General features: G+C 46.3%; 17 protein-coding genes. All 17 read left to right on the top strand.

Features of this window, described 5'->3' with window-relative positions; all coding sequences use genetic code 11:
• Window positions 1-22: 22 nt before the first annotated feature.
• The 17 genes from cysD to panF all read left to right on the top strand — a co-directional run bounded on the left by cysD (window position 23) and on the right by panF (window position 14352).
• The gene (gene cysD, locus AAAT93_RS11700) at window positions 23-922 is read left to right on the top strand and encodes a sulfate adenylyltransferase subunit CysD (protein ID WP_021984381.1); all 900 of its coding nucleotides are present in this window, start codon (window positions 23-25) and stop codon (window positions 920-922) included.
• Window position 923: 1 nt separating this feature from the next.
• Complete coding sequence (locus tag AAAT93_RS11695) at window positions 924-2549, top strand: sulfate adenylyltransferase subunit 1 (protein ID WP_117780299.1); 1626 nt, start codon at window positions 924-926, stop codon at window positions 2547-2549.
• 12 nt (window positions 2550-2561) lie between these two features.
• Window positions 2562-3782 carry an O-acetylhomoserine aminocarboxypropyltransferase/cysteine synthase family protein gene (locus tag AAAT93_RS11690; RefSeq protein ID WP_117780300.1) on the top strand — a complete coding sequence of 407 codons (1221 nt, stop codon included), beginning with the start codon at window positions 2562-2564 and terminating at the stop codon, window positions 3780-3782.
• 39 nt (window positions 3783-3821) lie between these two features.
• Window positions 3822-4682: a 4Fe-4S binding protein gene (locus AAAT93_RS11685; RefSeq protein WP_117780301.1), complete on the top strand. Its 861-nt coding sequence runs from the start codon at window positions 3822-3824 to the stop codon at window positions 4680-4682.
• Entirely contained in the window at window positions 4675-4920 is a 246-nt protein-coding gene (locus tag AAAT93_RS11680) for a sulfurtransferase TusA family protein (protein ID WP_021984377.1), read from the top strand. Before AAAT93_RS11685 ends, AAAT93_RS11680 begins: the two co-directional genes overlap by 8 nt.
• A gap of 9 nt (window positions 4921-4929) precedes the next feature.
• Entirely contained in the window at window positions 4930-5250 is a 321-nt protein-coding gene (locus tag AAAT93_RS11675) for a thioredoxin family protein (protein WP_021984376.1), read from the top strand.
• 249 nt (window positions 5251-5499) lie between these two features.
• Entirely contained in the window at window positions 5500-5709 is a 210-nt protein-coding gene (thiS, locus tag AAAT93_RS11670) for a sulfur carrier protein ThiS (RefSeq protein ID WP_021984375.1), read from the top strand.
• Complete coding sequence (gene thiF / locus AAAT93_RS11665) at window positions 5709-6515, top strand: thiazole biosynthesis adenylyltransferase ThiF (RefSeq protein ID WP_118373935.1); 807 nt, start codon at window positions 5709-5711, stop codon at window positions 6513-6515. Before thiS ends, thiF begins: the two co-directional genes overlap by 1 nt.
• A gap of 8 nt (window positions 6516-6523) precedes the next feature.
• Window positions 6524-6937, top strand: coding sequence for a M67 family metallopeptidase (locus AAAT93_RS11660; protein WP_118671337.1), 414 nt, complete (start codon window positions 6524-6526; stop codon window positions 6935-6937).
• Window positions 6938-7290: 353 nt separating this feature from the next.
• A complete protein-coding gene (gene hemA, locus AAAT93_RS11655) occupies window positions 7291-8451 on the top strand; it encodes a glutamyl-tRNA reductase (protein WP_227573441.1) in 1161 nt (386 codons plus the stop codon).
• Window positions 8435-9892 (top strand): hydroxymethylbilane synthase, encoded by a 1458-nt coding sequence (hemC, locus tag AAAT93_RS11650; protein ID WP_227573440.1) that lies wholly within the window; start codon window positions 8435-8437, stop codon window positions 9890-9892. The genes hemA and hemC overlap by 17 nt, the downstream gene beginning before the upstream one ends.
• Before the next feature lie 54 nt (window positions 9893-9946).
• Window positions 9947-10672 carry a hypothetical protein gene (locus AAAT93_RS11645; protein ID WP_196021265.1) on the top strand — a complete coding sequence of 242 codons (726 nt, stop codon included), beginning with the start codon at window positions 9947-9949 and terminating at the stop codon, window positions 10670-10672.
• A 53-nt stretch (window positions 10673-10725) separates the two neighbouring features.
• Window positions 10726-11181 carry a hypothetical protein gene (locus tag AAAT93_RS11640; RefSeq protein WP_227573439.1) on the top strand — a complete coding sequence of 152 codons (456 nt, stop codon included), beginning with the start codon at window positions 10726-10728 and terminating at the stop codon, window positions 11179-11181.
• An 87-nt stretch (window positions 11182-11268) separates the two neighbouring features.
• Window positions 11269-12165 carry a Fic family protein gene (locus AAAT93_RS11635; RefSeq protein WP_196021269.1) on the top strand — a complete coding sequence of 299 codons (897 nt, stop codon included), beginning with the start codon at window positions 11269-11271 and terminating at the stop codon, window positions 12163-12165.
• Window positions 12166-12375: 210 nt separating this feature from the next.
• Complete coding sequence (locus tag AAAT93_RS11630) at window positions 12376-12612, top strand: hypothetical protein (RefSeq protein ID WP_227573438.1); 237 nt, start codon at window positions 12376-12378, stop codon at window positions 12610-12612.
• Entirely contained in the window at window positions 12609-12875 is a 267-nt protein-coding gene (locus AAAT93_RS11625) for a YhdT family protein (RefSeq protein WP_021984367.1), read from the top strand. Before AAAT93_RS11630 ends, AAAT93_RS11625 begins: the two co-directional genes overlap by 4 nt.
• On the top strand, window positions 12865-14352 hold the full coding sequence (panF, locus tag AAAT93_RS11620; protein WP_021984366.1) for a sodium/pantothenate symporter: 1488 nt from the start codon (window positions 12865-12867) through the stop codon (window positions 14350-14352). The genes AAAT93_RS11625 and panF overlap by 11 nt, the downstream gene beginning before the upstream one ends.
• Window positions 14353-14354 lie beyond the last annotated feature (2 nt).

Genomic DNA, 14354 nt, shown 5'->3' with positions numbered 1-14354 from the left:
ATCGAAAGGAAGGTACAAGAGGATGGGACAGTTATCACATCTGGATGAATTGGAAGCAGAAGCGATTTACATTATCAGAGAAGTGGCAGCCGAGTGTGAGAAGCCGGTTATGCTTTATTCCATCGGAAAGGACAGCTCCGTCATGCTGCATCTGGCGATGAAAGCATTTTACCCGGAGAAGCCGCCATTTCCGTTCCTGCATGTCAACACGACATGGAAGTTCAAGGAGATGATCGAGTTCCGCGATTACATGGCGAAGAAGCTCGGAATCGAGATGATCGAATATATCAACGAGGAAGGCGTAAAGCAGGGTATCAATCCATTTGACCACGGCAGTGCTTACACTGACATCATGAAGACACAGGCATTAAAGCAGGCACTCGACAAATACGGATTTACCGCAGCTTTTGGTGGCGGCAGAAGAGACGAGGAGAAATCAAGAGCCAAAGAGCGTATCTTCTCCTTTAGAAATGAGCATCACGCATGGGATCCGAAGAACCAGAGACCGGAGATGTGGAAGCTTTACAATTCCAAGATCAAAAAGAAAGAGGAAGTCCGGGTATTCCCGCTTTCGAACTGGACAGAGAAAGACATCTGGCAGTATATCAAGCGTGAGAACATCGAGATTCCATCGCTGTATTTTGCAAAGGTAAGACCGGTCGTATACCGGGATGGAAATATCATCATGGTAGATGATGATCGTATGAAGCTTCTGCCGGGCGAGAAGATTGAGTACAAGAGCGTGCGTTTCCGTACCCTTGGATGTTACCCGCTGACTGGTGGATGCGAGTCAACCGCAGATACACTGGATGCAATTATAGAGGAAACACTTTCAGCAGTTTCTTCCGAGCGTACAACGCGTGTCATCGACAACGAGGCAGCCGGAAGCATGGAACGAAGAAAACGGGAGGGATATTTCTAAGATGAGCGGATTATTAAAATTTATCACTTGCGGTAGTGTGGATGATGGAAAATCTACATTGATCGGACATATCTTATATGATTCCAAGCTGCTTTACGCAGATCAGGAAAAGGCACTTGAATTAGACAGTAAGGTCGGAAGCCGCGGCGGTGCGATCGATTACTCCCTTCTGTTGGACGGACTGATGGCAGAGCGTGAGCAGGGTATCACGATCGACGTTGCCTACCGGTATTTCACAACAGACAAGCGAAGCTTTATCGTGGCAGATACACCGGGACATGAAGAGTACACAAGAAACATGGCAGTTGGAGCATCCTTTGCAGACCTTGCCGTAATCTTAGTGGATGCCAAGCAGGGCGTGCTTGTCCAGACAAGACGGCATGCAAGAATCTGTGCATTGATGGGTATCCGGTACTTTGTATTTGCAGTTAATAAGATGGACCTTGTCGGTTACGATGAGACACGTTTCCGTGAGATCGAGAAGCAGATCGAGGAGCTTACAAAAGAGCTTTCACTTCCAAATGTAACGATCATTCCGGTTTCCGCAACCGAGGGCGATAACGTTACAACAAAGTCAGAAAATATTCCTTGGTACACAGGCAAGGCATTGCTTCCGTATCTCGAGGATATTGATATTGCAGAGGATGACAGCGAGCAGGGATTTTATATGCCGGTACAGCGTGTGTGCCGTCCGGATCATACGTTCCGTGGATTCCAGGGTCAGATCGAGCATGGAAGCATTCATGTGGGCGATGAGATCACAACACTTCCAAGCAACGAGACAGCGAAGGTAAAGAGCATTTACATCGGTGACAAGGACAGCGAATTCGCAGTGAAGGGACAGCCGGTTACCATCCAGCTTGACCGAGAGGTGGATGTATCAAGAGGTTGCGTTCTGACTGTCGCATCTGGTGCGAAGGTTGCATCTTCCATCACAGCAACACTGCTTTGGATGGATGATGAGGAGCTGCAAAACGGCAAGAATTTCTTCTTTAAGCTCGGCACGAAGATGATCCTTGGTGCCGTGACGGATATCGAATATGCGATCGATGTCAACACCGGTGAGAAAAAGAAGGTTAGCAGCTTAAGCAAGAATGAGATTGCGGTCTGCAAGATCTCTCTGGCAGATAAGATCGTGGTCGACGAATTTAAGAATCATAAGACACTGGGTGAGTTCATCCTGATAGACCGTGTTACAAATATGACTTCTGCCTGCGGTGTCGTAGAGCAGGTACACACCGAAGAAACCGGACTGTACGAGGGCAGAGTTGACAGAAATACAAGAGCCGCATTAAAGAGCCAGAAGGCAATTACAGTGAAGTTCGTGGAAGGAAAGACGATTAACCGTGCGTATGTCGAGGAAGTGGAGAAGGCACTGAGCATCGAAGGACGTCATACATACCTGTACGCACCGGCCGATGGCGAGGCGATTGAGACCGTTGTGAAGCATCTGCACCGTGCCGGACTTGTCGTATTACTGCTTGTCAATGAGAAGCAGGACAAGACACTTACCGGAACCTATGATCTCGTATTTGCAGGTGATACAAATGAGGAAGAGGTCAGCAGGCAGATAAGAACCGCAACCGCATATGAGGGTACGATCGTTGCAGGAAGAGATTATATTTAGGGGGTGCCCATTATGAGGTTTAATACGAAACTTTTACATGGAAATAAAATGGGCGATGCCAATACCGGCGCGACACTCACACCTGTGTATCAGTCAAGTGCCTTTTACCAGTCATCTGCGGAACAGCACGAGAAGCTGTTTCACAATAAGGCAACCGGATTTTCGTATACGCGAATCAACAACCCGACGATCTTTGCCTTTGAGGAACGCATGACGACACTGGAAGGCGGACTTGCATCGGTTGCCTGCGCATCCGGTATGGCAGCCATCACGAACGCTCTTTTGAACATCGTGACATGCGGACAGGAGATCGTCGCATCGACGAGTCTGTATGGCGGTTCGATTGATGTGTTCCATGATTTCGAAGCATTTGGAATCAAGACGGTGTTCGTGGATATCAGCGATGTGAATGCGGTTGAGGCAGCTATCAATGAGAATACGCGTGTGATATTCGCAGAGACGATCGGCAATCCGAAGCTCGATGTCGTGGATATCGAGGCACTTGCCGAACTGGCACATCAGCACAATCTGCCGCTTGTGATGGATAACACCGTGGCAACGGCATATCTGGTAAAGCCGATTGAGAAGGGCGCAGACATCGTTGTCAATTCCACATCGAAGTACATCAATGGTAACAGCAACGCAATCAGCGGAGTGATCACAGAAAGTGGACGGTTCAAATGGAACAAAGAGAAATATCCGGGGGTTGCAGAATACGCGCGATTTGGTAAAATGGCTTATACAGCAAAGCTTCGGAATGGGTTGTTCCGCAATACGGGAGCCTGTATGGCACCGCAGACGGCATTTTACAACCTGATTGGAATGGAGACATTGGGACTTAGGATGGAGCGTGCCTGCAGTAATGCAAAGGCGCTTGCAGAGTTTTTGAATACATACCCGGATATCACGGTGAACTATCCGGGGTTAGCCTGTAGTCCTTGGCATGAGGTGGCAGATAAGGTGCTTGCAAATGGATATGGCGCGATCTTAACAATCCGGGTAGGTTCGAAGGAACGTGCATTTTCCATTATCAACAACCTGAGCATTCCAAAGATCGTATCGAACATCGGAGACACGAAGACGTTGATCATTCATCCGGAGTCAACGCTGAATGCACATAGCACAGAAAAAGAAAAAGAAGATGCAGGCGTCTTCAACGATCTGATCCGAATCAGTGTGGGCATAGAGGATATCGAGGATCTGATCGAAGATTTCAAAGCGGCACTCGCTTAGACGTCGTGGTATGCATTACCAACAGGAGGATGAAAAGAGATGGCAGTTGATTATGCAGCATTAAAAAAAGGTGGATTTATGAGACAGAAGCAGAAGAACAACTTCTCGCTTCGTTTACAGGTAGTCGGAGGAAATCTGACAGCGGAAAATCTGAAGAAGATTGCCGAAGTAGCAGAAAAATATGGAGATGGACATGTCCATCTGACATCGAGACAGAGTGTGGAGATTCCATTTGTCAAGCTTGATGATGTGGAGGAAGTAAAGGCAGAACTTGCCAAGGGCGGCTGTAAGCCGGGCGTGTGTGGACCGCGTGTGCGTACCGTAACTGCATGTCAGGGAAATCAGATCTGTCCGAGCGGAAATATCGACAGCTACGACATTGCGAAGAAATTAGACGCACGGTATTATGCGAGAGAATTGCCGCATAAGTTTAAGTTTGGTGTGACTGGATGTCAGAACAACTGCTTAAAGGCAGAGGAAAATGATGTCGGAATCAAGGGCGCATGTGTTGTTTCTTACGATGAGCCAAGCTGTATCATGTGTGGTGTCTGTGTGAAGGCGTGCCGCGAGAATGCGATCACAATCGAGGATGGCAAGCTGACACTTGATACAAGCAAATGTAACTACTGTGGCAGATGTGCCAAGGCGTGTCCGACAGATGCATGGAAGGGCGAGAGCGGATATCTCGTATCCTTTGGTGGTTTGTTCGGAAATCAGATCTGCAAGGGAGAATCCTTCCTTCCGGTTATTACATCGGAGGAACAGTTATTCCGTGTGACAGATGCAGCCATTCAGTTTTTTGATGATTACGCAAATCCAAGTGAGCGTTTCCGTTTTACACTGGAGCGTGTTGGAATCGATAAATTTAAGGAAGTTATAAAGGAGGCTTATAATGGGTGATTTTGAGATTGATGAGAGAGTTGATATCACAGATGTTGTCTGCCCGATGACATTTGTAAAGGCAAAGGTAGCGATGGAAGAACTGGAGATTGGTCAGGTGCTTGCAGTTACCATGAACGATGGTGAGCCGGTGCAGAATGTACCACGAAGCTTCAAGGAAGAAGGACAGCAGATTTTAAAGCTGATCGACAACGAGAACGGCACATACGATCTGATCGTGAAGAAGGTCGAAGAGTAGGAGGCAGCGATGGCAAAACGAGTAGGAACCGCAGAGTTTGAAGCGGAAGTGCTGAAAGAGAAGCTTCCGGTGATTGTAGAGTTTTATTCTGACAGCTGCATCCCATGTAAGCAGTTATCACCGATCCTTGGCGGAATCGAGGATGATTACGAGGATCAGGTCAAGGTTGTCAAGGTCAATGTGAATTTCGATGCAGACCTTGCCGGGGAATATCAGGTGATGGCATCCCCAACGATACTCTTCTTCAAGGATGGCAGGGAAGTTGACCGTATCCGCGGACTGGTAAAGCGACCGGAGCTGGAAGATAAAGTGAAAACGATATTGGAGTAAGACACACAAAGTTAATTACAAACAATAATGAAGTTTAATTCGGTAAATAGAGTTGTATATAATTACTAATTCTAAAGCAGACCATTGGAACACGCTGGTACTTAATGAATGGCAAACTCGTTTGTCATGAATTTAGTACCACTGCGTGTGGAAGTGAGCGAGAGCGGGTCTGCGTAGAATAGTAATTATATACAACTCATAGATAGGCTAAAAACTTCATAATTGTTTGGAACAAAGGAGGATAAATAAATGACAGTTGTAGTGGCAGGCGTTAAGAAGGAAGTAGAAGCAGGAACAACCATCGCAAAGCTCATCGTAGACGAGAAGGTGGAAAATCCGGATTATGTAACAGTTACCGTCAACGATGACTTTGTTGACAGCGACGCATTTGACAAGACAGAACTGAAGGACGGAGATACGGTAGAGTTCCTGTACTTCATGGGAGGAGGCGCATTTTAATGGCATTTACGAATGAACAGATGGAACGTTACAGTCGTCATATCATTCTGCAGGAAGTCGGTGTAAAAGGACAGAAGAAGCTGATGAACGGCAAGGTTTTAATCATCGGTGCCGGAGGTCTCGGCGCACCTGCAGCAATGTATCTGGCAGCAGCCGGCGTTGGTACGATCGGTATTGTCGATGCCGATGAGGTTGACCTTTCAAATCTGCAGAGACAGATCATTCATGGAACTGCAGATGTAGGCAAAGCGAAGGTAAAATCCGCAAAAGAGACAATGAATGCGATGAACCCGGACGTCACAGTCAATACATACCGTGAATTTGTAACCTCAGAAAATATCATGGATCTGATCAAGGATTACGATTTCATCGTTGATGGAACCGATAACTTCCCGGCGAAGTTCCTGATCAATGATGCCTGTGTTATGGCGAAGAAGCCATTTTCCCATGCAGGTATCATCCGTTTCAAGGGCCAGCTTATGACGTATGTGCCGGGAGAAGGCCCTTGCTATCGTTGTGTATTCAAGAATCCACCACCAAAGGATGCAGTTCCAACCTGTAAGCAGGCTGGCGTCATTGGTGCGATGGGAGGTGTCATCGGAAGCTTACAGGCGATGGAAGCAATCAAGTACCTGATCGGCGTCGGCGATCTGCTCACAGGCAAGCTTCTGACTTTTGATGCATTGAAGATGGAATTCCATACGATCAAGCTTCCGGATAACCATAAGACATGTGCAATCTGTGGCGACCATCCGACGATTCACAAGCTGATTGATTATGAACAGGTCGAGTGTGACGGAAAGTAGGTAGAGCCATGTTAGTGATGACAAAAGCAGATTATGAGAAGATTCTGGAGCATTGCAAGAAGGGGCTGCCGAATGAATCCTGTGGATTGATCGGCGGTGTCGTTGAAGATGGAAAGAGATACATCAAGAAGGTATATCTGCTCACGAATATCGATGCGAGCAACGAGCATTTCTCGATGGACCCAAAGGAGCAGCTTACCGCAGTCAAGGATATGCGCGCAAATGGATACCAGCTTCTTGGCAACTTCCATTCTCATCCGGAATCCCCATCACGCCCGTCCGAGGAGGACAAGCGTCTGGCATATGATTCCAAGGTGAATTATCTGATCCTTTCTTTGATGGATTTAGAGAACCCGGTATTGAACGCATTCAATATTGACGAGGAAAAAAATGTGACCAGGGAAGAACTTGTAATCGAATAAGATTATTTGAGCGGCAGGAAGGGGATTCCTGCCGTTTCTGCGTGGTGAGCTGACAGGATGTGGGCGTAGCGAGCGGGAAACTGGCTGAAAAACCCACGAGTTGGGTTCGGGAGACAGAAAAGCCGGCAGAAAACCCAGAACCGGAAACTAAATCGTAGAAGTGGAGCAGGATGTGGGCGTAGCGAGCGGGAAACGGGCTGAAAAAACCACGACGTGGGTTTCGGAGATAGAAAACCAAGCAGAAGACCCAGAACCGGAAGCAAGAGCAATTTCTAAGGTTGAATGAAAGAAGAATGTCAATTATAATATGTAGTATGTATATGAATAAAAACAGTTAACAGGAAGAAGCACATATGATATGCATCAGTATCACACATAAGAATTTAACAGCGGCGAAGCGGGAGTGCTTTGCCTGCAATGATGAGGAACAGATAAAACTGGCAGGTGCCGTGGCAAAGGCATATCCGGAAGCCGGGTTGGTTTTACTTATGACATGTAATCGAAGCGAGATCTATATGAGTGGCACAGACACGGATTTTGTGTGGCTGGAACAGCAGTTTGCGGATACAAAGAAATTCCCGGTCGAGGCGTTGAAAGGTGCGGCTATGCGGTATGAAGGTCGAAGCTGCCTGACACATCTGTGCCGCGTAGTCTGTGGACTGGATTCTGCTGTGCTTGGAGAGGTTGAAATTATAAGACAGGTCAAGCAGGCGTATCTTGCGGCGAAAGAGCGCGGGCAGACCGATGCGGAAATGAATATGGTATTTCAAGGGGCACTGCGGCTTGCCAAGGAAGTGGCTGAGACTTCACAGATGACGCATCTTCCGGTATCCGTCGGAACACTTGCATGTACGGCGGCGTTGGAGTCTGGTGCGGGAAAACATATCCTCATCATCGGAGCTGCCGGGCAGATGGGAAGCATCGTGATGCGGGATCTGCTCGATGCGGATACGCAGGTACAGATCGTCGGGACGAGCCGGAAGCATAAGCAGGCATTGCAGAAAATCTTCTCGCATGAGCGGGTGCAATGGGTGCATTACGACCAACGGTATGAATATCTAAACTGGGCGGATGTGATTATTAGTGTGACGGACAGTCCGCATTATACATTTCTTGCAGATAAGGTAGCGGAAGTACGGAAGGAAACGAAACCACAGTTGTTCTTAGACCTTGCGATTCCACGGGATATTGATGCAGAGATCGGAAGACTTTCCAGCTGCGTCGTGAAAGATCTCGACTATATCAAGTCGCTTGCGACGGAAAATAACCGAAAGAAACTTTCCGAGGCAAAGAAGATTGAATTACTGATTGAAGAACATGTGGACGAGATGCAGAAGCTGCTTGCATTTCGTGCATTTGTCGGGACGAGGAAGGACATCACGGAGAAGCTTGGCGAGAAATCCGCGATGTGGCTTTTGTACCAGTTGAAAGACGTTCTGGATGCACAGGACTTAAATCACGTATTAAAGGGGATAGAAGATGGCGTATTTTCCATTCATGATACAACTCGATGATAAACAATGTCTGATCGTAGGCGGCGGTGCAGTTGCAGCGCGGAAGGCGGCACAGATGTGTGAGTTTGGCGCATGTGTAACGGTGGTAGCACCGGAGATCTGCGCGGAACTGCTGGCTATCGCAGATACGGAACGAATAGATGAAACAGCAGGCATAGTAGAAAATATTGATGGTAATTGCCAGAAAAAGCCGGAACGAATCCGGGTGTGGAAGCGGGAAGTCACAGAGGCAGACATTTCCGGCATGGACGTTGTAATCATGGCGACAGATGATGCGGAGCTTAATTCGCAGTATGCGGAGCTTTGCAGAAGTAAGCATATATTGGTAAATGTGGTCGATGTGAAGAAGGATTGTGATTTTTATTTCCCGGCAATCATCAAGCAGGGGGAGGTCGTTGTTTCGGTGTCGACCGGAGGCAACAGTCCGATGCTTGCATCTAAGATCAAGAAGGATATCCGGCAGACACTTCGGACAGACTATGGTCAGATCGCGGATGAGCTTGGAGCTATCCGGGAGAAAATTCTGGCAGAGGAGCCGGATGAACGGGCAAGAAAACGAAGATTTGCAGCAATTGTGGAGGCAAAAATGCAGGAACAGAGAATCCGGATCGGGACGCGGGGAAGCAGACTTGCGCAGATTCAGACAGATATGGTGATCGAACAATTAAAGAAGAATTACCCGGATGTGCAGTTTGAGAAAGTGATCGTGACAACGAAGGGGGACAAGCAGAAAGATGCGGCAATCAGCTCCTTTGGTGGCAAGGCGGTGTTCGTAGAGGAAATCGAGGAAGCCTTGCTGGACGGTACGATCGATCTGGCGGTACACAGTGCGAAGGATATGCCGAATCCATGCAAGAAGGGACTTGGCATCGCGGGCGTTCTGCCGCGTGCCTGCGTGCAGGATGTGCTGATCTATCGTGTGGATACGGATATCCGGTCGAAGGATGCATTTACCGTGGGAACCGGAAGTCTGCGCAGACGTTGCCAGATTAAAGAGATATATCCACAGGCAGAGTGTATGGAGCTGCGCGGGAATGTCACGACGCGGATACAGAAATTGCGGGATGGTATGTACGATGCAATCATCCTTGCGGCGGCGGGAATCGAACGGTTAGGTATCGAGAAGGAACCGGATCTTGTCTATGAATATCTCGATGTGGATGTGATGCTTCCGGCAGCCGGACAGGGGATTATTGCGATGGAAGCGTGTGAGGGGACTCTTCCGTATCATATGGCAGAGACAATCAGCGATGTGGAGACAGAGGGCTGCCTGCGTGCCGAGCGTGCGGTTGTCCGTGAGATGGAAGCGGGCTGCCATGAGCCAATCGGTGTATATGCGACATGGAAAAATGAAAAGAAGCTTTGTGTGCGCGTGATGAACGCCAGAAGTGGAAGTGTCAAGCGAGAGACGTTTGAACGTGAAATGGAAGACGCGAATTAACTTGGATAATGGGGCACAGCTTATAACGGTGTCAGCAAAGAAAGGCGGAGGGATATGAAAATTAAATTCGATCGAATAATTGCAAAAACTGCAAAATGCTGTGCGCTTATATGTACGGTTCTTTTTGTAATTGGTGTAGTCTTTTCGTTTCTTGAAATTGATGGTACAGAGTTTTTCTATATCATGACAATCTATGCAAGCGTGCTTGTGGGGGTTCCATGTTATGTAGTCCTTCTCTCTGCGAAATTTTATTTTATCCGTCTGCGGGCCTACGGCTACGAAATCCCGGATAATAAAAAAATATATGGGAATAATCTGAACAATCTTCCGAAGACGCGCGAGGCAGGAAGATCGCTTTTTGCAAAGCACAGCCGGATTGGGATGTGGATGTATTTCGCATTCTTTGTCCTGTTTCTGGTGGTGGATGTGATGTATCTGATCAAATGGCATTTTATGAAAGATATCTGTACATTTCTGTTCACTGTGTGTCTGGTTCTGGATATCGTCTGGCTTATTCTTGCGGTAATTATGTGGCGGCAGAGAAATACAGAGAAGTACCGGGATGATGTGGAATGTGACAAAACGCGCAAAGAGCGTCTGAATCTTGAGAATATAATTGTATTTGCAATCTTCTGGGCAATCGTCTGTGCGCTCGTGAGTAATCTGGCGGTGACGACAACAAAATATATGGATAAGGCGCAGAGGGAGAATGCACAAGTGGCTGCGTCTGAATTAAAAATGGCGGATAATACGGTGGAATTAGGAAATTATGAATCATAAAGAAAAACTATATCGAGAAATTAAAAAGTTCACAAAATGGGCGGATCCATGCATTGCTGTTTGTAATAGCCAGAGATAATGAGTGTGAGGAGCTTGTAGAAGAGAAACTGGTGTTGCGCAGGGACTGGTTTGAATTGCTTGCAAAAAAGAGCATTGGATCAAAATATGTGAATGCAGAGTGGCAGTTTGCGAAGCATCTTGGAGATTGCGAGGGTTGTGATCTGGAACTTATATTTTCATTTATTAAATCGGAGTATGAATATACTTCCAGAATGGCACTTTGGACGATGGTGGAATTAAAGCCGGAATGTGCGGAACGCTATGCGTTTGAATTTTGGGATTGTGGGAAATATCCGGCGGGTTCTTCGGAAGATGAATATCAAAAAATCATGGCGTTGCATGTATTGGCGAAGCTCAACTCACCGAGATTAGAAGCGTATCTGGAGCGGGCGAAGCAATCGGATTATAAGTGGTTGCGGAAAAATGCAGAGGAGCTATCGGCAAAATAAAATTGAAAATCAAGGCCAATATCATTGAGATAAATTGCCGATAATGCTATAATTATTCCGATAAACGTTTGTTTTATGGAGGTATGTATGAGATATATTGGCGTAAAAGAAGCTGCTACAAAATGGAATATATCAGAGAGAAGTGTGAGAAATTATTGCACAAATGGAAGAATACCGGGAGCTGTTTTAGACGGGAAAACGTGGGATATACCGGAAGATGCAGTAAAGCCACAGAGGAAGAAACGGACAGAGAAGATAGAAACAGATTTACTGTCACGTTTGAGAATGGAAAAAGAATCGGGTATTTCGGGTGGAATATATCATAAGATACAGATTGAATTAACATATAATTCAAATCATATAGAGGGAAGCAGACTTACGCACGATCAAACAAGATATATCTTTGAAACGAACACAATTGGGATACAGGATGGTACCGTAAATGTTGATGATATCGTAGAGACGGCAAATCATTTTACATGTATAGATCTGATTATCGAACAGGCGCATTATAAGTTAAGTGAAGCCTTTATTAAGCAGCTTCATGCTATTTTGAAATCGGGCACATCGGATAGTCGCAAATCATGGTTTGCGGTTGGTGATTATAAAAGATTTGCAAATGAAGTTGGTGGGAGTGTGACGACGAAACCGGAGCAGGTTGCAAAAGAAATGAGACAATTATTAAAACAGTATAATGCCGATTCTGCAAAAACATTGGAAGATATTATAGAATTTCATTATATGTTTGAAAAAATTCATCCGTTTCAGGATGGAAATGGACGTGTTGGCAGATTGATCATGTTCAAAGAATGTCTTCGTAATGGAATTACACCTTTTATCATTGAGGATGATATCAAGGAATTTTATTATCGGGGATTGAAAGAGTGGAAGAATGAGCGGGGGTATTTGATAGATACATGTTTGACCGCACAAGACAGATTTAAGGCGTATATGGATTATTTTCAGCTAGAGTATCAGGATTAGGATGTCATGTTTCCGGAGTGCCGGGAGTTCCTTTCGTATTCTTCTTGCTGGCAGGTTTTTTCTCACCGAATAAATGGTTGATGCTTATTGCACTGCTTGATTTTAGTCTTACATACTTGCCGGTCTTTTTGTTGAAAGAACATCTGAAAAAAAGAAAAAGCGAGAGAAAAAGCAAGGATATTAAAAGGTGAGGCACAAAAATTCCCAGGTATGTATATTTTCGATTCGATCATGCGGCGCACATTTGAACGAAGCGTGAAGCTGGTATCCTATTATGGGCCGGTACAGATGTGTGTGTTCGGACTGGAATATGAACAAAATCCGGACGCGGTAGGATTTTACGAGCATCTGGGATTTGCGACGTATAAAAGAACGGATCTGGATGAGGAAGGAAATCCGTACCCGCTTTTATATATGAGATCGGAAGAGAGGGAGCGTGGAGAATGAAGAAATTAACGAAGGAAGAGAAACATAAGCAGTGTGTAAAAGAAATCAGAGCCACACTGATCGTTGTCGGAATCTGCTTTTTGTGGCATGTGCTGACGGCGTTCTTGTTGAACTCGGTGGATTGGACGTTGTTCCATATGCCGGCGTGGTTTGTGGTTTCTGTGTTAGGGACAGTTGTGATTGCAATCATAGGGGTATTCTGGTTGCTCAGATTCGTGTTTGTAGATTTTTCGTATGAGGAGGATGCAGAAGATGAGCAGTAATCAGATTATCATTTTATCCGTGTTTCTAGGATATCTTTTATTCAATGTTGTAGTGAGTTTTGCGTACAGTAAAAAGGCAGAGAAAAGTTTGCATACATCTGAAGAGAACAAGTATTTTATCGGCGGAAGAAATATGAACGGTATTGTGCTTGCGATGACGATTATGGCGACATATACATCTGCCAGTTCCTTTATTTCTGGTCCGGGAGCGGCTGGACTTACCTATGGATATGCACAGGCGTGGATCGCCGCAATTCAGGTGCCGGTTACATTTCTGGTGCTTGGCGTGCTTGGAAATAAACTGGCACTTGTATCCCGTAGAGCTGGTGCGGTTACGGTTGTCGGTTATTTCAAGGCACGATACAAAAGCGATGTGCTTGTGATATTTACAAGCCTTGGACTGATTGCATTTTTCATTGCACAGATGATCAGTCAGTTCACAGGTGGCGCGACGCTGATCGCATCCATAACAGGACTCGATCATGTGACATCGTTGTTGATCTTTGGAACGGTCGTGATTCTGTATACGGCGATCGGCGGATTCAGTGCGGTTGTGATTACGGATACGATACAGGGAATCGTTATGTGTATTGGAACATTCCTGTTTATATTTTTCGTCTTAAAAGAGGGCGGCGGGCTTGCATCAATCGATGCGGGACTGGCTGCAAATCTGCCGGACGTGTACGACGATATCTTCTCGAAATATACGCCGGGAGGTTTGCTTAGTTATTGGATTCTGGTTGGATTCGGAACATTGGGACTTCCGCAGACAGCCGTGCGTGCGATGGGATTTAAGGATACCAAGAGTATGCACAAAGCGATGTGGATTGGTGTGCTGACATGCAGCTTTGTAATCATTGGCATGCATCTGGCTGGAACATGGGCAGGCGCGCTGGTCGATACAGACAACCTTCCGACGTCCGATTATTTTATCCCATATATCGTGCAGAAGATCATGCCGCCGGGAGTTGCAGCAATCTTCCTTGCTGCACCGATGGCAGCTGTTATGTCGACCGCAGATTCCCTTCTGATTCTTGCGACCGCGGCAATCGTCAAGGATTTATGGAAGAACTATGTGGTGAAGGATGATCCGGTGAAAAATGAATCTTATCAGAAGCATGTAAAGCTTGTGAGCACTATTCTTACGATGGTGCTTGGCGCAGTTGTGATGGTTCTGACAATCGATCCGCCGGATATCATCTTCTTGTTAAATATGTTTGCGTTTGGTGGTTTGGAATGTACCTTCTTCTGGCCGCTTGTCGGTGGTTTGTTCTGGAAAAAGGGAACAAAACAGGCGGCAGTATGCAGCAGTATCGGCGCGGTTGCGACTTACATTTTCGCCACATACAACATCCATGTCGGAGGAATCAACGCCGTTGTATGGGGACTTCTTGTCGGTGCAGTCCTGTATTTTGTGATTGGGGCGATTACCGGGCGAAAAGGACTGGATGCGGATATTCTGGATAAGTGTTTTTAGAA

The sequence above is a fragment of the Coprococcus hominis (ex Arizal et al. 2022) genome (assembly GCF_040094675.1).
In the GTDB taxonomy this organism is placed as follows: domain Bacteria; phylum Bacillota; class Clostridia; order Lachnospirales; family Lachnospiraceae; genus Coprococcus_C; species Coprococcus_C hominis.
This window is presented reverse-complemented; position numbering and strand designations above follow the sequence as displayed.